Raw genomic sequence first — 18,394 nt, forward strand, 5'->3', positions numbered from 1 at the left:
CTCTATCCTATAAACTTGTACGATGATGTTAGACGTATTGTATGTGGAGGATAACCCGGACGACGCCGACGTATTTAGCCGGGTCATCCGAAAAATGGAGAAGACCATCTCCTATAAAGTGATCAATATAGGGTCTGAAGCCCTCGATTATCTGACGGCCGAAGGAAAATACCGGAAGGATACGGCACCGCTGCCCCGGTTGCTTCTGCTCGACCTGGATTTGTCGGAATACAGCGGTTTTGAAATTATTCAGAAAGCGCGGTCGATAGCCCGAACGAAGCTGCTGCCCATCGTGGTGTTCAGCACGTCCGATAATCCGCAGGATATCAGCCAGTCCTTTGAACTGGGCGCCAATGCCTATGTGGTCAAACCCGGTAGTTATCAGTCAATCAATCAGTTGTTGCGTCGCCTTTGTGATTTCTGGCTGATCGATAACAACGTAGTAAACTAATTGCATGTCATTAGCGGAACGATTGCGGCACGAAACCCGTGCGTTACACGAAGAAACCGAGCAGTTGCTGTATACCGAACCTTTACGGTCGGGTACATTAGCCCCGGAGCAATACACCCACTTAATGCAGATTCACGGCTTGTTTCATCACGCGCTGGAAACCGCCATTGACCGACACCCGGTTTTTTTTGAAGGATACCAGCCGGACGAGCGCCGGAAATCCGCCTGGTTGGCGACCGATCTGGCTGCGTTGGACGCTTCGCTGCCCGACCTACGACCGGATTTGTTTGCGGATTGGTCGCCTGTCGAACTCCTGGGCGCGGCTTACGTGGGTGAAGGCTCGATGCTGGGTGGAAAAGTGGTCTTTCACCATTTGCAGAAAAGCCCGGCCTTGCAGCCGCTCCTGCAAAATGCCCGGTTTTACCGCGGATACGGCCCCGGCATGATGGACAAATGGAAAGCATTCGGAGTGCTGCTGGCTGCCCGGCCCGAAGCCGAGCACGATACCGTTGTCGAAGCGGCCAAATGGACTTTCCGGACGTACCAGAAGCTTTTCCGGCTTACCCTGACCGAGAAACCAGCGGTCGGTTAGTCGGTCTGGTTGTAAACCGGCAGGAACACTTTGAAGGTGGAACCCTGCCCGAGCTGGCTGGCGACGTCGATGGTTCCGCCGTGGATTTCCGCTACTTTCTTGCAAATCGCGAGGCCGATTCCGGTGCCGCTATAGGTCGAGCGGCTTTCCAGGCGCTGAAACGGCTGGAAAATGCGGTCTTTGTATTTCTCGTCAAAACCGATCCCATTGTCCGTAATTTCGATCAGCAGAAACAGCCGCTGCGCTTGGTTCGTCAGTTCCTTCGGCAGTTCGTCGGTGGCGGGGTTGCGGGCACTGATCTGAATAAGCGGTTTTTGATCCGGTTTCTGGAACTTGATGGCATTGGCCAGCAGATTCTGAAATAACTGCCGCAACCGCAGCGAGTTGCCGGGAATACTGGGCAGCGGTCCCACCCGAATCGTGGCTTTCTGCTCCGAAATCGACACGTCCAGGTCACTCAGCACTTCTTTGATCAGGCGCGCGAGCGGAACCGTTTCAAACGGCTCGGTTTGCGTCGACAGCCGTGAATACGTCAGCAAATCGCGGACGAGCACCTGCATCCGTTTGGCCGAATTCTGAATCCGGCGCACCAGATCCACTTCGCCATCCACCAGACTGTCGGCAAACTGGCTTTGCAGCACGTCACCAAAAGCCTGTAATTTCCGCAGCGGTTCCTGCAGGTCGTGCGAGGCAATGTAGGCAAACTGTTCCAGGTTTTCGTTAGAGCTGCGGATCTGGTGAATGGTGGCTTCCAGTTGATGCTGGATTCGCTTGTTTTCGGTAATATCCAGAAACGTAACGCGGAGATTCTCGCCAAGGCGGTCGGCCACCAGCGTCAGCCAGCGGTCGATGCCGTCGCTTTTGTAATGGTGTTCATACGGAAGCGAATCCTGCTGGGCAAAAGCCCGGCAGTAATGCTCGAAAATACCGTTGGTTTTGTACTGCGGAAACCAGCGGCTGTGCAGTTCTCCAACCAGTGCCTGGGGCTCCTGGTTGACGAGCGCGGCCAGGTTTTTATTGGCAATCAGGAAGGTGAAATCCGTGATTTCGTTTTGTTCGTCGTAAACCGGTTGTAACAGATACAGTGCTGTTTGCGAGCTGTCTAACAGCGCCCGCAAGTGGTAGTTTTCTGTCTGTAACGGATTACTAATTGAATCCAACCGGGAGTTATTCATTGCAAGCACGGAAGTGGACAAACAACCTCTCCGCTTCAACCAACTAAAATAACAGCTTAATTGTTGAATTTACGCCTTTCTCGCTAAAAACTATTGTCCGGCCATTTCGCAACCGGTTTTTCATTCGACGCATTTGGGTATTTTTGTGCCAGAACCCTGACCCCCTCTCCTTACCGCATGGCAACACCGACCGATCTTTTTATCCACGACACCGACCGCACCTGGGAGAGCGTCGGCCCCGGGGTTCGACGGAAAATCATGGCGTACGACGCCGGCCTGATGCTGGTCAAAGTCGCCTTTGAAACCGGCGGTGTCGGAGCGATTCATCACCACTATCACACGCAAATGAGCTATGTCGAAAGCGGCCGGTTTGCCATTACCATTGGCAACGAAACCCGCGAGCTGAAAGCCGGTGATGTGTATCATATTCCGCCGGATGTGCCCCACGGTGCCGTGGCGCTGGAAGCGGGTGTGCTGGTGGATGTGTTTACGCCGATGCGGGAGGATTTTGTGTAAGGTTACAAGTGTCGGGGTACGGTTTTCGGTTTATAGTGGGCTTCGCAGGAGCCTGCATACCGAGCACCAAGTCCCGTAAATTATAAACCGAAAACTATAAACCGTACTCGTGTCTGATATTTCATTATTTTGAGCCGAAATTGACTTTCGGCCCTTTCATGACGTACCGTTCCCGGGTTCTCTCGTTTTTATTTGCCCTTTCTGCCATTACCTACATCGACCGGACCTGCATTTCGCTGGTGGCGTCGGATATCAAAAAAGACCTTCAGATCGAGAACGATCAGTGGGGCTGGATTCTGAGCGCGTTCGCCCTATCCTACGCCCTGTTCGAACTCCCGACGGGTGCGCTGGGCGACCGGCTGGGGCCCCGGCGGGTGCTGACGCGCGTCGTGGCCTGGTGGTCGGCGTTTACGGCGCTGACCGGCACAGCCACCAACTGGCTTTACCTGGTCATTGTCCGGTTTTTGTTCGGCGCGGGCGAAGCCGGGGCTTATCCGAATGCGTCAATTGTGGTTTCCCGCTGGTTTCCCCGGCAGGAAACGGGCCGCGCGCAGGCCTACATCTGGGCGGCCGGACGCGTGGGCGGGATGCTGGCCCCGTGGATGGTGGTGCCGGTCGCGACGCATTTTGGCTGGCGGGCATCCTTCTACGCCATGGGGTTGCTGGGGATCATTTGGGCCGTGTGCTGGTACATCTGGTTTCGCGATTTCCCGCGCGAAAAACGCGCAATCACCGCCGAAGAGCGGGAATATATTGAAGAAAACCGGCGGTTTCGGGTTGCGGGCCATCACGTTCCGTGGGGGGCGGTTTTGCGCAGTCCAAACATGTGGGCAATTATGCTAATGTTCCATTTTTATATGTATGGCGCGTATTTCTTCACGGGCTGGCTTCCGACCTACCTCCGCGAAGGCCGCCATTTCGGAAAAGAAGACATGCAGTTGTTTGCTACCCTGCCGTTTTTTCTGGGGGCTATCGGCTGCTTTACGGGTGGTTATCTGAGCGACTGGCTGGCCAAACGCTACGGTTTGAAAACCGGCCGGCGGGTCGTTGGCATTGTGGGCCTTGGATTGTCGTCGGCCATGATTCTGCTCTCGGCGCTGACGAAAGACAACCAGACCGCGGCCATTTTTCTGTCGATGGGCATGGGCTTCAAAGACCTGACGCTGCCCGTTTCGTTTGCGGTTTGCAACGATGTGGGCCGGAGTAAGTCGGGGGTGGTATCGGGCGCCATGAATACTTTCGGGCAACTCGGGGCGGTTTTTCTGGGCGTACTGTTTGGTTATATTGTCAACCTGACCGGCGACTTCAACCTGCCGCTGTTTCTGATTGCGTTTCTGCTGTTGTGTAGCTGCCTGCTCTGGCTCCGCATCGACCCGACGGAGGAGGTAGTTCTGGTGTAACAACGGCCAGCCATAAGCGGTAATACCCACAAAAAATACCGCCCAACTTGTGCAAAGCCGGGCGGTATACACAACCAGAGAAGGCGTCCGGTTTTAGGGTTTGAGCAACTTTAGCGTCACGTTCTGGCTGCCGCTGCGGACCTGCAGCAGCAACAGCCCCGGGGCCGCGTGGCGCGTCGACAGGCTGGGCCGTTCCACCTCGGCGGCCTGTACGATCTGCTGCTCATTCACCCGTCGCCCCTGCCCATCCACCAGTTGCAACTGCACTCGCTGGCCTTCGGCTCCCCGGATCTCCAGCCGGACCACCTCCCCAATCGGATTGCCCAGCACCACTACCTGCAAACCCGCAGCGGTTTCGGCCGACAGGCGACTACCATCAGGACAGTTCAGGGGTTTCCCCGATTCCTTGAGTACGTAACTGGAACCCAGCACCCGGGCTTAAATCAGGTTTGTACCGGTTCCTTTCAGTTCCTGGGGTACCGGAAAGCTGTAGGCGTGGGCCCCGTTGCCTTTTCCCGCATTCTTCAGATCCACCCGGTAGATGTCGGCCAGGGTTGTGCCCCAGACGGTGCTGCCGGTGTAGAACTCGACGGTGAGCGGGCTGTTGGGCTGGTTGCGGTCCCAGGCCCAGCCACGGATGGTGCCACACTCGACTTTATCGAGAAAGCCCTCGAAGTTACCCGTTACGGCGACGGCGGGGGTGATCGTCAGCAGGAAGCTGACGCTGTTGGCGGCCCCCAGCGGGTCGGTGGCGATGTAGGTAATGAGAAACTCGCCGGTCTGGGTGGGGGTTCCGGCCAGGACGCGGGTTTGGGCATTGAGCGTCAAACTGGTGGGCAGGCCACTTTGCGAATAGGTGAGCGTTTGACTCTCTGGATCGGCGAAGGGGGGCAGGGTGACCTGGAAGGGAACGCCGACCCGGGCACTGAGGGGTTTGATTAGCGAGGTAGGGGTGGGCGGTTTGGGGGGCTGATTGCCCGGCAGGGGGTTGGGCTGACAGAGGATGGCCTTGGGAGCGTTTTTCAAGACAAAGCTGTTGCCGGCGACGCGGGCGGAGAGCTGGTGGGGCAGTCCATCCTTGAGCTGGTCGGGGATGGCCCAGACGAAGGCATGGCATCCGTTACCTTTGCCGGCCTCGAGCAGATCCTGGCGGAACACGTCGGCGGGCAGGGAGGCAATGAGTTGCTCGTTGTCGAGCAGATCGACGGTGATGGGGGTATTGGCTTTGTTTCGGTCCCAGACCCAGCCGCGGAAGGTCTGGCAATCGGCGCCGTAGAGGTAGCCTTCAAAGGAGCCGGTGACGGTGGGAGCCATGACGGTGATGGTGAAGTGGGAGGGTTCGCTGGTGCAGGCGTCGCTGGAGCAGGTGGCCTGGTAGGCGAAGGCGCCTGGTGTGGTGGTATTCACGGGAATGGGTCCGGTGCCGGAGCTACTGCCGGGGCCGTTCCAGCTGTGTGTTCCGGTACAATTGCTGGCGGTCAGTAGCAGGGCGGTTCCCTGGGCGATGGTGGTGCTGGTCAGGTTGGGGGGAACGGGTTTGGCTATGCCGGTTATGCTTACGGTGGAGGTCGCCGAACAGCCCATGCTGGTGGCGGTGACAGTAAATGCCTGGGGGCCGGTGGTTGTCAGGCTGGCGCTGATGGGGTTGGTGGTGGTATCACTGAGCTGGGCACCCTCCGGTGCGGTCCAGTGATAGGTTACGGGGCCTCCTCCAGTGCTGGTCGCGGTGGCCGAGAGGCTAATGGGTTGACCAACGCAACTGCTGGTGGAAGCGGCCAGGGCGGTGACGGTTATGGAGCCGGGCTCTGGGGCCTGGAACTCGTAAGCGCCGATATCAACGCGGCTACCCTGAATTCGGGGGTAGCCGGCCAGGTCGGTAGCGGGTAAGGCCGTCGCTGAATAGGGGCCACTGAGGGCAGTGGCACTGGTGGGGTCGCCCGCGTTGATGGCTGGGGAGCACATCGTCAATTGCAGATCGGTCGTACTAAGGAAGGGCGCGGTTTCGGATGTGATGTTGTTATCACCCGCGTAGTCCGTGATCTGGGCATCGAACAGGCAATAATGGGCGGTTAATAGTTTTTCAGTCACCGAAAAAACCGGATTATTGCCATTGCCCCAGAGAATGCAGTTGGTCAAAATGGCCCTGGATGAAGGAGCAAAAATATATATTCCCCCGCCGTAAGTAGCCGTATTGGACGCAATGCTGCAGTTGGTCAAACTGGGACTGGAAGCATTATCAATATAAATTCCCCCGCCGTAAGTAGCCGTATTCCCTCGAAGGCTACAGTTGGTTAAACTGGGATTGGAATTATAATTTTCCATGCCCCCGCCGTACTCTGCCCTGTTATTCGAAAAGCTGCAGTGGGTTAAAATAGGACTGGCCCAGCTATTAGACATTCCTCCGCCCCATTTAGCGGTATTTGACGTGAAACTACAGTTAGTCACCGTGGGGCTGGATGACACATTATACATTCCTCCGCCAGAAGCATAAGATTCAGTCGCATTTCCCCCGGTAATCACAAAACCATCCAGTAGGGCCGTGTTGTCAACCGAAGTGTTTGAAATCACATGGTAGGCGTTGTCGCTGGCATCGTTTTCGGTACCAATATCCCCACTGAGGGTAGTGCTTGAGGGGGTGCTCAGGTTGAGGGCGGGTCGATCCATGAGATTGGTTTCATTCCCCTGAAATCCTCCGTATACTTTGACCCCGTTTTTCAGGGAAAAGCTCCGGTTGCGGTCGGTTCCCGTGGTAGGTTTGTAGGTACCCTGAGCGACCCATACTTCCCCGCCCGCACTGGCCAGCGCATCGATGGCGCCCTGAAAGTCGGCGGTAGCGGTTTGCCAGCTGGTGGCGGTGGCCGGGTTGGGATTGGTTCCCTGGGTGGAGACATACAACCGGGTTTGGGCGGAGGCTACCGTCGATAGAACAAGCAAGCCGACCAACAGCCGGAATCGGTTTCGTTTCGATTTCAATGCAAGGGCATTGACCATTGAAAAGTAGGATTGAGAGATGGGTTTTATGCTCATTATGAATGAGTTTAGGACAGGGAAGGTGCAAGGTTACAGCTTTTTTTTAAATCCTAAACTATCCTATGTGAATTAGATAATAAAATATAGAAGGTTGATTTTCAGGGAGAACGACTTATTGCTGGGTTGCGTAAACGATGGAGGAGGGTGGTCCAGGCCGATCCGCAAGACGCCGGCATGGTTTGGAGAACGTTTTGGGATATACGTTGGCGGCCTTTCCGGAGTTCAGCCTAGCGAATGAGACTTATCTCAGGCCGTGAAAAGCACAGTAAGCGACTTCAATCTGCCGTTGGTGGATGCCTGCTCTGGAAGTAGCAACTGGATGCTGGATGGTTGGATGCTGGATGCTAGATGCTGGATAATTGGATACTGATAACCAAAAGTTTAGCATCCTGCATCCAACCATCTAGCATCTAGCATCCGATATCCAGCATATAAGTCCAACTCCTTAATAATACCGCCCGATCAGCCGGTTTTCGACAATCCGGCGTTTCATTTCCAGCACGTCAATGGTGCCCTGCTGGCTGTACACAATCTTGCCACCCGGTTCCACCAGAACCGTATAGGGCAAAGCGCCCTGCCATTTCGGGTCAATGGCTTCGATCAGCGCGTATTTATCCTCCTGGCTGAAAATGTAATTTTTGTTGGATGCTTCTTTCTTTTTCAGAAATTCCAGGGCCTTCGCTTTTTTATCCGGTTTGTCGGCCGACACCGAAATGAACTCAAAATCCCGCTCACGGTACATCCGGTCGATGCTGATAAAGTCGGGGAACTCCTGCACGCAGGGGCCGCACCAGGTCGCCCAGACGTTGATCAGCCGCAGTTTATCGGAATCGTTTTTGAGCAATTTTTTCAGCCCTTCCGCGTCTATATCGTCAAGCGAAACCGGGCGCTTCGCCCACTCGGCCTGCTGCTTTTTGATGTAATCTTCCTTTTCCATCCATTTGACCGAACAGCCGAACGTTTTGGTGGTGGGCACGGCTACTTTCTGACCCGCTAAAACTGCATCCAGGGCCGCGCGCGCATCTTCGGCATTGCCAGTTCCCGGTTTTTCCTTCGCATCGAACCGCCCGGCGTATTGCAGTTTGCGGTCTTTGTCGAAAATAAAAACATGGGGCGTGGCCACCGGTCCGTACTTCTGGGCCGTGGCCTGCGTGTCACCGTCGTAGAGGTACGGGAAATTATACCCCTTCGCTTTGGCCCGGATTTTCATTTCCTCGAAACTGTCGCTGAGGTCGGTATAGCCCAGTTCGGCCAGGCTCACGGTTGTCGGGTTATTGGGTGAAATGACCACGAAGTTGACCTGCTTCGGTTTGTAATCCTTCACCAGCTGAATCAGCCGGTCTTCGTACGCCTGGGCGGTGGGGCAGTGGTTGCAACTAAAAACCATGACCAGGGCGGGCGATCCGGCGAAACTCTTCAGGGTATACGTTTTGCCGTCGATACCGGGCAGCGAGAAATCCGGGGCCGATGCGCCGATTTCCAGTGTTTTATGATCTGCCGGCGGCAGAAAAGCCAGGCTGGCCACCAGCACCAGGAGGCCGGTAACGCGCCGGAAGGTTTGGGTCAAAGGGTTGGTAATCATAGGAATAGAGACTTGGTGTAGGAATACTTTTATAAAAGCTGAAAATAATGAAAGATTGCCGGAATGGGAAAATCCGTACGGTTTTCTTACGGTTTGGCCATCAAAAATGCGGATTCAACCGAACCGGCTTTTGAAACGGCCGGTTCGCATACTACTTTTAGCGCCGGGTTGACGCCCGTATTAATCCACTAACCCAGCAAAGGATCCATCCGATTTTGTGAACAAACAGGAACAACCGACTTGGGTCGGCGGCCCCGAGCCCGTTAACGACAAATGGCTGCAAATCATTGGGGTTCCGATGGCGGTATTGCCGTTCGTTTTCTTTTACCTGAACGAATACGGCTACGATGGGCGGTTGTTTGCCCAGACGTTTCTGGCGGGCGTGGTTTCGACCGGACTGGCGTGGCAACTGCTGCGGTGGTGGGTGTTGAAGGTGCGGACCTGGTATATAGCGCGGGAGGAGTTCCGGCAACGGCTGCTGGTTACGTTCCTGGGGTATTCGGTATTTATCATTCCGATGCAGATTCTGGAAACCTGGAGCATCCGGTTTTTTGATCTGACCGGGCTGATGCAGGAACCTGAGTTTCCGCGCGTCTACCTGATGCACATCGGGATGGCGCTGTTGTTTGCTTTTCTGGTGGGCGCGATTTACGAGAGTATGTATTATCTGCAGAAAAACCGGGAAGCCATTCTGGAAGCGGAAACCCTGAAAAAAGCGACCTTGCAGAGCCAGTATGACAGCCTGAAGAATCAGGTGAATCCGCATTTTCTGTTCAATTCGCTGAACTCGCTGTCGTCGCTCATTACGGAAGATAAGAAACAGGCCGGGGAGTTTCTGGACGAACTGGCCAGCGTGTACCGGTATCTGCTTCAGGAAGGGGATCGGGAGCTGACGTTGCTGCGGAGCGAAGTGGATTTTATCCGGTCATACCGGTTTCTGATCCAGACGCGGTTCGGGTCGGCCATTTCGTTCGCTATACAGGTCGATGAGCCGTTTCTGGACGATTGGCTGCCCCCGCTGACGCTGCAAACGCTGGTCGAAAACGCGATTCGGTACAACATCATTTTACCCGAAAAACCGCTGCAATTGCGCATTCAAACCACCGCTGACGGGCAATTGCAGGTCATTAATTCGATCCAGCGAAAACCGCTGCGGGTGGCGGCCATGCCCATTGGCCTGGGGTCGTTGACCGACCGGTTTCAGCGGCTGGGGTTACGCCCCCTGGTCATCAGCGACGACGGTGCCGAGTTTCGGGTAACTGTCCCGCTGCTGCGGAAGTAGCCGAACCGGTATATGGTGAGGTTCGCAGGAGCATCAATACGGCAACCCACCGAGTATCGAAAACCGTATACGGAATACTGTAAACATAAACAACAAAAACGATGAAGATGCTGAAAATGAGTTTGCTTCTGGCTCTGATGAGCCCCGTGGCCGCGATGGCCCAATACCTGCCGCTGGGCGCGATCACGTCGTGGACCGACGGCTATGTGGTTACGATGGAAAACGATACCGTTCGCGGAAAAGTCCGGGTGAGCATGATGGTAAACGATGCCCCCGGCAGTGTGGCCGTGCGGACTCAGGACGACAAGAAAATTTCGTTCAAAGGCGACAAGCTCCGGCTGGTAGCCCAGGATATACCCAAATTTGCCTACAGCACCGGAGCCATTCCCCGCGAGCGCGAACAGGTGGTGTTCGAACGGGTGCCAAATCCGCGCAGCAACGGCAAAACCGCCCTGCTCGAACGACTGAGCCATCCCGGCAAAATCACCCTGTACTTCGATGCCAACGGCTGGAAAAAGAATTCGGAGTTCACCTTCGGCAATTTCACGATCGGCACGAATCCGAGAGACCTCAGCTTTGTGGTCGTGAAAGACCGGACCAACGCCCGCCTTGTCAAAAAAGGCACGATCGACGACGAACACGAAGCGCTTTTTGGCGATTGCCCGGCTTTTGTGCGGCAGTTTCCGGCCGCTACGCGCCGGGACTGGAACCGCTTCGGCGAGATTGTGGAAGCATACAACCAGACCTGTGTGGTCGGTACTCCGATGAACTAAAGGCGGTTGGGTGAAAAAGTTACGAAACGCTGTAGCGTTCGGGCAGTGCGGTGCGTCATGGGGGTGTAACCTCACTGATTCACTCCATGAAAACGAATGTCTTTTTATCCAGCTTCCTGAAGTACCGTAAAATTACCGCCGTTTTGAGCTTTGTATTGCTGGCCGCCCTGAGCGCCTGTCAGCAGGATTCGGGCAACGACCCGGCGCCCTCGGACAAAAATCTGACGCCTTTCCTCAAAAGTCCGGAAGAATACAACCGGGCCATGAACGCCCGGACCAAAGCCGAAAACGTTCCGTTCACGATCGAAGACGTCAGCCGCGACGGCAACATCCTGACCGTAAAAGTAAAAGGCGGTTGCTCGCCCGAATCGTTCAAGGCGGTCTGGAACGGGGTCGAAATCATGATTTACCCGCCGACTATTCACCTGGCCTTACTGCACGAAACCGGCGAGGTATCGGGCTGTCCGACCGACCGGGAGCACACGCTCAAAATCGATATTACCCAGGTGGTTGGCGAAGGCGATCACGCCAATACAACCTTTGTCGTTTACAACGGGTCGAAGGTGCAGGACACGACGCTCGACCCGAACGGCAATGTTTCCAACCAATAAATTGACACGCACAAGGGGAGCGGTGGGTCAGTGGCCCACCGCTCTTTTTATCGCCCGTAGCCAGTGGCATGGCACCCGATTGTACTCCTTTTGAACGACGGCTCATCGAAGGATGCCAGCAAGGCAGCCCGCAGCACCAGGAAATGTTTTACAAGCATTTTTACGGGTTTACCATGGCTATTGCCCTCCGCTACCACCCCGGTCGGCAGGAAGCCGCCAGTGTGGTCAATGATAGTTTCATGAAGGTATTCGATCGGATCGACCGGTATGCGTTCAACGAAACGTTTCGGGGCTGGCTGCGCCGGATTGTGGTCAATACTGCCCTCGATCAATACCGGCGGATGGCCAGATACAGCCGCACGGTCGAAATCGATCAGGCCGATCTGGAGCCGGTTACACTGGAAGATTCGGTCATCAGCCAACTCACGGCGGACGACATTCTGGGGCTGCTGCAACACCTGCCCGACACCTACCGGGTGGTCTTTAATCTCTACGAAATAGAAGGCTATTCGCATGAAGAAATTGCCCGGCAACTCAAGCTGTCGGTCAGTTCGTCGCGGGTGTACCTGGCGCGGGCCAAAGAGAAGCTGGCCCGTTTAGTGAAACGTTATTTCCCGAACCACAATGAACGATTCTATCCATAAAAGGCTGACCGAGCACATCCGGAAAACCGTACGGCGGCATGAGCTGCCGTACGAACCGGGGTCGTGGGAGGAATTTCAGCGGCTTCGGCGCCAACGCGACCACCGCATGCCGGTGGTCTGGTTCCGGTATGCGGTAGCGGCCTGTCTGTTGCTGGGCGTACTGGGGGTACCGATCTGGCTTTACACAACGCAGCCGGAGGGGATAGAATCCGCGTATCAATCCCAAACCGGTCGGGTGGCGGAAACGCCCGACTCACCGCTGGTCCCCAACCGCGCGGAGCCGCGACCGAAACCGGGGCAGCCGGTTTCGGTCGCGGCTCCGCGCGAAAAAACCGGGGCAGACTCCTTTGCCCCGAACGCAACAATCGCCGGGAAAACCACCTTGCCGCCCCCCCAAATCACACTGTCCAAGCCGTCGGCAAATCGGCCCGCAGCCAGTTTGCCGACTATTCACTCCACAACCGAGCTAGCGCCGGAAGCCGGTTTGGGGAAACCAGGGACGCCGGAAACTTCCCTTTCGCAGAACAAAACCGTCCCCGAACCTCGATTCGAAACCACAGTCTTCCCCGCTTCGTTCGAACGCATTGCTTCGCGCAGCCGTGCTCCTTATCGCTGGGTACAACGGCCGCTGGGCTTACCGCTGCCCGCCCGGCCGGGCGCGGGGACGCTGGCGAAAATAGATCCGCCGAAAACGGCGACCCAACCGGTGCTGGGCATCAGCCTGGCTCCGCAGTCGGTTTCAAAATCCGGCGCCACTCCGGCGCTGGGCGGAGGGCTGTATTCCGAGATTCCCCTAACCCGCCGGTTCAGTGTCTCGACCGGGTTGTCGGTGGCACAGCAAAAATGGGGTACAAAGTCGAACCAGATTCCGTTCGGAACCGTCCCGACGCTGATTGCCACCGACACGCGGCTGGTGACGGTCGATTGGCCGGTGAACATCCGGTTTCGCCCATTCTACGCTGCTAAAACCGGTTTTTACGCCGAAGCCGGGTTGTCGTCGGTAGCCTTCCTGAACGAGCGTTCCGCCGAAACGTACCAGCACCTGAAGGCGGTAACGGTCATGGTGGTGGGTACCAACGGGCAGGAGCAGGCCGTGACGCAGTACGTCAATGCGCAGGAAACCGTCAACCGCTCGCAACCCGGTTTTCAGAAAATGTACTGGGGCCGGATCGCCAATTTTTCGGTGGGCATTGAACGGCGGCTCAACGACCGGTTCCGGCTTTCGGCGGAACCGTATCTGAAGTACCCGATCGGGCCGTTTACGCGGGAAAATCTGCTGCTCGGCTCGGGCGGAATCAACCTGCGGCTGGGCTTTCAGTCGGGGCGCTGACCGGCTTTATCGGGCCTCCCTCAAAATATTTTCGGCCAAACTTTCGTAAGTAAGATTGGGGTAGAGTAGATCGTTTGTCTCCGTCGCTTAAGGCAGTACTTGAGCAAACCGGTGCGGTTTTCGTGCCGATTATGTTTCCGGAGCATTTACGCGATTCCTACGCCCCATGAACTGTTTTTACGAGCCGAAAATGGTGTTAACCAATAAGTTGCTTCTCTGTTGTACGGCGGTCTTTCTGGTCGGGGTACACGGTTGCAAATCTCCGCAATCGACCCATAACCAGAACAATGGTCGCGCCCGATTCGGTGAGAATGTCCGGACTACCCAATTCCGGACCCCGGAGGAAGAGCGCCGGGCATTCCACCTGCCGGAAGGGTTCGAAGTGACGCTGTTTGCGTCCGAACCGGATATCACCAAACCCATGAACATGGAGTTCGACGACCGCGGCCGTCTGTGGGTCACGCAGTCGTCGGAATATCCGCTGCCCGCCGATCCCGGTAACGGCAAAGACCGCATCACCATTCTGGAAGATACCGACGGCGACGGCAAAGCCGACCGGTTTACACCCTTCGACAACCAACTTAACATTCCCATCGGCGTCTTGCCGACGACCGACGGTGCTATTGCCTACAGCATCCCGAATCTGACGCATTACCGGGATACCAACAACGATGGCGTGGCCGACGAGTCGAAGGTACTGCTGGGACCATTTGGGTACCGCGACACGCATGGAATGGTCAACAACCTGATTCGGGGATTCGACGGCTGGGTGTATGCCTGTCACGGGTTTACCAACACCTCCAGCATTGCCGGAACGGACGGCGACTTGATTACGATGGTGTCGGGCAACACCTTTCGGTTTCGGCCGGATGGCAGCCGGGTTGAGCAAACCACCTTCGGGCGGGTGAATCCGTTCGGGTACGCCTTCGATGAGCTGGGGTACCTGTATTCGGTTGATTGCCATTCCAAACCGATTTATCAGTTGATTCGGGGGGGCGAATACCCGCACTTTGGCAAGAAAGCCCCGGCCACCGGTTTTGCGCCGGAAATGATGAGTTACGAGCTGGGTTCGACCGCCATCGCGGGGCTGGTGTATTATACCGGTTTGCAGTTTCCGGAAGAATACCGGCATAGCTTTTTCAACGGCGACGTGGTCACCTGCCAGATCAACCGCAACACCATCACGCGTACCGGCTCGACGCCCATTGCCAACCGGGAAGCCAATTTTCTGGTCAGTGACGATCCGTGGTTCCGGCCGGTGGACATCAAAGTGGGACCGGACGGGGCGTTGTACGTGGCCGATTTTTACAACCGGATCATCGGGCATTACGAAGTGGCGCTGAACCATCCCGGGCGCGACCGCGCCAGTGGCCGCATCTGGAAGATTACGTATACCGGGAAAAAACCGCACGAAAATCTGCCGGTGAAAGACTGGTCGAAAGCGTCGTTGCCGGAACTGGTGGCGGGTCTGAATCACCCGCAACTGACCGTTCGGATGAAAATTGCCGACCGGCTGGTGGACGTCTGGCAGGCGAAAGCGGTGGAACCGGTGCGGCAGATGATGGCCACCGAAAACGTGGACCCGAAACGATACGTGCAGGGGCTCTGGATTCTGAACCGCCTGGATGCTTTGTCCGACGAGGTGCTGAAAACCGCCCTGACCCATCCTGATCCCCTGATTCAGATTCACGCCCTGCGGGTGTTGGGCGAATGCCAAACCCTGGCGGAACCGCACCATGCTTTGGCGACCCGGGCGTTGCAAAGTCCGAATGCAGACATCCGGCGCACGGCGGCTGCGGTTTTAGGCGGTTTTCCGAACGCATCCGATCTGGCGTTATTGATCGGTTTGTACGAAAAAACACCCGCTACCGATTCGCATTTGCGGTATACAACTCTGATGGCGATCCGCAATACGCTGCGTCATAAAGCGGTTCTGGCGGAGGTGGTCGGTCGCTCCTGGACCGATCCGCAGCGGGTGTTGCTGACCAGGGCTATGACCGACGTTCCGGCGCCGGAAGCCGCAGCGTTTGTCCTGAACGAACTGCGCAACGACCGGATTCCGGTTTCGCAACTGACCGATTACGTCGCGCATGTCAGCCGGTATTTGCCGGTTTCCCGAATGGATGAGCTGATTTCGACAATTCGGACGAAGTTTGCCAACGCGTACGACCGGCAGTTTATCCTGCACCGCACCCTCCTCGGCGGGCTGGCCCAAAGCGGCACGACGGAGTTGCCCCGGATGAAGGAATGGGGCATTGAGCTGGCCAAACGCTCTCTGTCCGGTATTTCGGAAACCACGGATACCTGGAAAATCCGGCCGGTGGAGAAAAACGCCGATCAGGGCACCTGGTTTGTGGTCGGCGATCTGGCCACGGAGCGGTTTGCGGCCATTCCGATGCTGGTGAGTCAGCGGGCACCGGTTTCCCAACTGTATTCGACGCCCTTTGTGCTGCCGGCCACGTTGCAGATGAACGTTTACGACAATGACCTGCTGAACAGCGATTCGAAAACCGGGGTCTCGAAAAATGTTGTCCGCGTCCGGCTGGCCGACGGGGGGCGGGTGGTTGCCGAATACCGGATGCAGCAGAAAAAAAACATGACCCAAAACGACCAGATTGCCCGCCCGACCCTGCTGCTCGGGGCCTACCAGGGACAGCGGGGCTACCTGGAAATTGTCGATAGTTCGCGAACCGCCAGCATTGGGGTCGGTAATTTGGAGCCCGCCGTCCTGCCCCTTTCGACCCAAAGCCCGAACGACCTGGTCGAGCAGCGGGTGGCGGCCGCCAACCTGGCCGGAAAATACAAGGTTACGGCGCTGGAACCCGCCTTGCAAACGCTTTTGCGGGCGAAGTGGATGGATAGTCGGGTACGGATGGCGGCTGCGGACGCGCTGATGGACATGGCCCCCGCTTCGAATCAGACGCTGCTGGCGACGGTTTTTGCCGACCGCTCAGAACCCACGGTTTTGCGGCAGAAACTGGTCACCGCGCTCGGATCGGTCACCTCCGACCAGGTCTATGAAACCCTCGAAAAGGGCCTGTCGGGCAGTGCCCGGCCGTTGCAGGTAAGCATTGCTGCGGTGCTGGCGAGTCAGGAGCGGGGCATCAACCACCTGATTGCGGCCCTGAAAGACGAGCAGGTGGGCGTGGATGTGCTGTCAGAAAACGCGGTCAGCGAGCGTCTGACCGCTCAGGCCAATGCCGAACAGCAGCAACAACTGGCGGCTTTTCGGGCCAGTGGTGCCAGCGAGCGCGAAGAGCGGGAAAAACTGATTCAAAACCGCCTGGTCGGGTTTTCGATGGCCCGGTTTTCGCCGGAAACGGGTCGGAGCATGTTTCTGGCCCATTGCAGTATGTGCCACCAGATCAAAGGCACGGGCGGTTTGGTGGGGCCGCAGCTGGACGGCATCGGAAACTGGGGGCAAAAAGCCCTGACGGAGAAGATTCTGGACCCCAACCGCAGCATTTCGGAAGCATTCCGGACGTACAACATCGTGCTTAAAAACGGCCAGACCCAAACCGGGTTGTACCGCCGGGCCGAGGGCGAGGTAATCGTCTTTGCGAACCCGGACGGGAAAGAGTTTTCGGTGGCGAAAAGCGAGATGAAGGAATACAGGGCGTCGAAATACACGCTGATGCCCGACCAGTTCCGCCACACCATTCCCGAAAAGGACTTTTACGCCCTGATGGCCTATTTACTAAGCGTCAAGTAGCTTTACGGCCTATTTGGCTTTTATGGCCAGGTAGATGATGTTTTTCAATAACAAGAAAGAAACGCATGGGAACGAAACCGGGTATTTGGAGCCCAAAAGGACTGTGCCTGTTCGGGTGTTTGCTGGCTGGTGCTCTGGTTGGCAATGCCCAAAACAAGGAGAAAAAAGGAAGTAATATCCCCTTTAAAAAAAGCGTTCTGATTGACGAATTCATTGCCGAGGGCGCTACCGTTCTGGATGTTAACAAGGACGGCAAAAAGGACATTGTTTCGGGAGCCTATTGGTTTGAAGCGCCCAACTGGACGCGCCACGAACTCGATAAACCCCAGAAATTTATTTACAACGCGGGCTACAGCAACTCCTTCCTGAACTTCGCGATGGATGTCAACAAAGACGGCTGGGTGGATGTAATCCGGATCGATTTTCCCGGCAAAGCGGCCGTCTGGCACGAAAATCCGAAAAATCAGCCCGGTTTTTGGAAAGCACATCCCATCTATCCGTCGGTCGGGAACGAATCGCCCCTGTTTGTGGATGTCGATGGCGACGGGCGGAAGGATCTGGTTTGCAACGACCCGACGGCGAAAGAAATCATCTGGCTGCGGGCACCCGACAAGAACTTCACCGACGAGTGGGAAAAAACCGTCATCAGCAAAGGCGAAACGATTCCGGGAACGCACATGTATACCCACGGGTTGGGGCTGGGCGACGTCAACGGCGATAAAAAACTGGACGTACTGATTCATACGGGCTGGTGGGAAGGCCCCGCCGATCCGAAACAGGGCCACTGGACGTTTCATCCCGCCAAGCTGGGTGAAGAATGCGCCCAGATGTACGTGTACGACGTCAACGGCGACGGCCTGAACGATGTCATCACGTCGTCGGCGCATAAATACGGCATCTGGTGGCACGAACAGGGCAAAGACGCCCAGGGTGCTCCAACCTGGACAACCCACGAGATTTACAAGGGTTTTTCGCAGAGCCACGGGCTGGCGCTTGTCGATGTTAACGGGGATAAAAAGCCCGATCTGGTAACCGGTAAACGCTACTACGCCCACAATGGCAAGATCGATCCGGGCGAAGACGATCCGGCGGTTTTGTACTGGTTTGAGTTTCAGCCGGGTAAAAATCCGTCCTGGATTCCGCATGAAATCGATAATAACTCGGGCGTCGGGCTGCACGTCACGGTCGAAGACATCAACAATGATAAGCGTCCGGATATTGTCGTAGGCAACAAAAAAGGCGTTCACGTTTTTGTGCAGCAAAAGAAAAAGTAGTACGCTTTATCGCCAAATTCTC

The 18,394-nt window shown here is 56.3% G+C and carries 15 protein-coding genes; 11 read left to right on the plus strand and 4 right to left on the minus strand.

All coding sequences use genetic code 11. The features are described from left to right. Positions 1–25: 25 nt before the first annotated feature. Together ACFPMF_RS12405 and ACFPMF_RS12410 are read left to right on the plus strand one after the other, a co-directional pair. Positions 26–451, plus strand: a complete 426-nt coding sequence (locus ACFPMF_RS12405) for a response regulator (protein WP_379845166.1) — start codon at positions 26–28, stop codon at positions 449–451. A 4-nt stretch (positions 452–455) separates the two neighbouring features. Next, a complete protein-coding gene (locus ACFPMF_RS12410; RefSeq protein ID WP_379845168.1) occupies positions 456–1,043 on the plus strand; it encodes a biliverdin-producing heme oxygenase in 588 nt (195 codons plus the stop codon). Here the strand turns inward: ACFPMF_RS12410 and ACFPMF_RS12415 are convergent. Next, positions 1,040–2,218 carry a sensor histidine kinase gene (locus ACFPMF_RS12415; RefSeq protein WP_379845171.1) on the minus strand — a complete coding sequence of 393 codons (1,179 nt, stop codon included), beginning with the start codon at positions 2,216–2,218 and terminating at the stop codon, positions 1,040–1,042. The two genes, ACFPMF_RS12410 and ACFPMF_RS12415, sit on opposite strands and share 4 nt — an antisense overlap. Before the next feature lie 177 nt (positions 2,219–2,395). Between ACFPMF_RS12415 and ACFPMF_RS12420 the strand changes: the two genes are divergently transcribed. Together ACFPMF_RS12420 and ACFPMF_RS12425 are read left to right on the plus strand one after the other, a co-directional pair. Next, entirely contained in the window at positions 2,396–2,734 is a 339-nt protein-coding gene (locus ACFPMF_RS12420) for a cupin domain-containing protein (protein WP_379845174.1), read from the plus strand. A 158-nt stretch (positions 2,735–2,892) separates the two neighbouring features. After that, positions 2,893–4,134, plus strand: coding sequence for an MFS transporter (locus tag ACFPMF_RS12425; protein WP_379845177.1), 1,242 nt, complete (start codon positions 2,893–2,895; stop codon positions 4,132–4,134). Between the two features lie 93 nt (positions 4,135–4,227). Here the strand turns inward: ACFPMF_RS12425 and ACFPMF_RS12430 are convergent, their stop codons facing one another. From ACFPMF_RS12430 to ACFPMF_RS12440, 3 genes are all read right to left on the minus strand, one after another. Continuing rightward, positions 4,228–4,566, minus strand: coding sequence for a T9SS type A sorting domain-containing protein (locus ACFPMF_RS12430; RefSeq protein ID WP_379845180.1), 339 nt, complete (start codon positions 4,564–4,566; stop codon positions 4,228–4,230). Positions 4,567–4,572: 6 nt separating this feature from the next. Further along, a complete protein-coding gene (locus ACFPMF_RS12435; protein WP_379845183.1) occupies positions 4,573–7,125 on the minus strand; it encodes a choice-of-anchor Q domain-containing protein in 2,553 nt (850 codons plus the stop codon). A 484-nt stretch (positions 7,126–7,609) separates the two neighbouring features. Continuing rightward, positions 7,610–8,746 (minus strand): redoxin family protein, encoded by a 1,137-nt coding sequence (locus tag ACFPMF_RS12440; protein WP_379845185.1) that lies wholly within the window; start codon positions 8,744–8,746, stop codon positions 7,610–7,612. Positions 8,747–8,963: 217 nt separating this feature from the next. Here ACFPMF_RS12440 and ACFPMF_RS12445 point away from each other — a divergent pair, with 217 nt between their 5' ends. The 7 genes from ACFPMF_RS12445 (at position 8,964) to ACFPMF_RS12475 (ending at position 18,372) form a co-directional block, all read left to right on the plus strand. Continuing rightward, on the plus strand, positions 8,964–10,028 hold the full coding sequence (locus ACFPMF_RS12445; protein ID WP_379845187.1) for a sensor histidine kinase: 1,065 nt from the start codon (positions 8,964–8,966) through the stop codon (positions 10,026–10,028). Between the two features lie 101 nt (positions 10,029–10,129). Further along, positions 10,130–10,801, plus strand: coding sequence for a hypothetical protein (locus ACFPMF_RS12450; RefSeq protein WP_379845190.1), 672 nt, complete (start codon positions 10,130–10,132; stop codon positions 10,799–10,801). Positions 10,802–10,887: 86 nt separating this feature from the next. Beyond that, positions 10,888–11,412, plus strand: coding sequence for a hypothetical protein (locus ACFPMF_RS12455; RefSeq protein WP_379845192.1), 525 nt, complete (start codon positions 10,888–10,890; stop codon positions 11,410–11,412). A gap of 68 nt (positions 11,413–11,480) precedes the next feature. Beyond that, positions 11,481–12,056: an RNA polymerase sigma factor gene (locus ACFPMF_RS12460; RefSeq protein WP_379845195.1), complete on the plus strand. Its 576-nt coding sequence runs from the start codon at positions 11,481–11,483 to the stop codon at positions 12,054–12,056. After that, entirely contained in the window at positions 12,037–13,386 is a 1,350-nt protein-coding gene (locus ACFPMF_RS12465) for a hypothetical protein (RefSeq protein ID WP_379845198.1), read from the plus strand. The genes ACFPMF_RS12460 and ACFPMF_RS12465 overlap by 20 nt, the downstream gene beginning before the upstream one ends. A gap of 166 nt (positions 13,387–13,552) precedes the next feature. Then, the gene (locus tag ACFPMF_RS12470; protein ID WP_379845201.1) at positions 13,553–17,098 is read left to right on the plus strand and encodes a PVC-type heme-binding CxxCH protein; all 3,546 of its coding nucleotides are present in this window, start codon (positions 13,553–13,555) and stop codon (positions 17,096–17,098) included. 65 nt (positions 17,099–17,163) lie between these two features. After that, a complete protein-coding gene (locus ACFPMF_RS12475) occupies positions 17,164–18,372 on the plus strand; it encodes an FG-GAP repeat domain-containing protein (protein ID WP_379845203.1) in 1,209 nt (402 codons plus the stop codon). The last annotated feature ends 22 nt before the right edge of the window (positions 18,373–18,394 follow it).

Origin of the sequence: Larkinella bovis, assembly GCF_042655385.1 — a bacterium.
Classification (GTDB): domain Bacteria; phylum Bacteroidota; class Bacteroidia; order Cytophagales; family Spirosomataceae; genus Larkinella; species Larkinella bovis.

Excerpts from the sequence above, each read along its gene's own strand:
- ACFPMF_RS12410 (WP_379845168.1), top strand. The coding sequence starts at position 456 with ATGTCATTAGCGGAACGATTGCGGCACGAAACCCGTGCGTTACACGAA.
- ACFPMF_RS12420 (WP_379845174.1), top strand. The coding sequence starts at position 2,396 with ATGGCAACACCGACCGATCTTTTTATCCACGACACCGACCGCACCTGG.
- ACFPMF_RS12475 (WP_379845203.1), top strand. The coding sequence starts at position 17,164 with ATGGGAACGAAACCGGGTATTTGGAGCCCAAAAGGACTGTGCCTGTTC.
- ACFPMF_RS12450 (WP_379845190.1), top strand. The coding sequence starts at position 10,130 with ATGAAGATGCTGAAAATGAGTTTGCTTCTGGCTCTGATGAGCCCCGTG.
- ACFPMF_RS12455 (WP_379845192.1), top strand. The coding sequence starts at position 10,888 with ATGAAAACGAATGTCTTTTTATCCAGCTTCCTGAAGTACCGTAAAATT.
- ACFPMF_RS12460 (WP_379845195.1), top strand. The coding sequence starts at position 11,481 with ATGGCACCCGATTGTACTCCTTTTGAACGACGGCTCATCGAAGGATGC.
- ACFPMF_RS12465 (WP_379845198.1), top strand. The coding sequence starts at position 12,037 with ATGAACGATTCTATCCATAAAAGGCTGACCGAGCACATCCGGAAAACC.
- ACFPMF_RS12435 (WP_379845183.1), bottom strand. The coding sequence starts at position 7,125 with ATGGTCAATGCCCTTGCATTGAAATCGAAACGAAACCGATTCCGGCTG.
- ACFPMF_RS12415 (WP_379845171.1), bottom strand. The coding sequence starts at position 2,218 with ATGAATAACTCCCGGTTGGATTCAATTAGTAATCCGTTACAGACAGAA.
- ACFPMF_RS12405 (WP_379845166.1), top strand. The coding sequence starts at position 26 with ATGTTAGACGTATTGTATGTGGAGGATAACCCGGACGACGCCGACGTA.
- ACFPMF_RS12470 (WP_379845201.1), top strand. The coding sequence starts at position 13,553 with ATGAACTGTTTTTACGAGCCGAAAATGGTGTTAACCAATAAGTTGCTT.
- ACFPMF_RS12425 (WP_379845177.1), top strand. The coding sequence starts at position 2,893 with ATGACGTACCGTTCCCGGGTTCTCTCGTTTTTATTTGCCCTTTCTGCC.
- ACFPMF_RS12440 (WP_379845185.1), bottom strand. The coding sequence starts at position 8,746 with ATGATTACCAACCCTTTGACCCAAACCTTCCGGCGCGTTACCGGCCTC.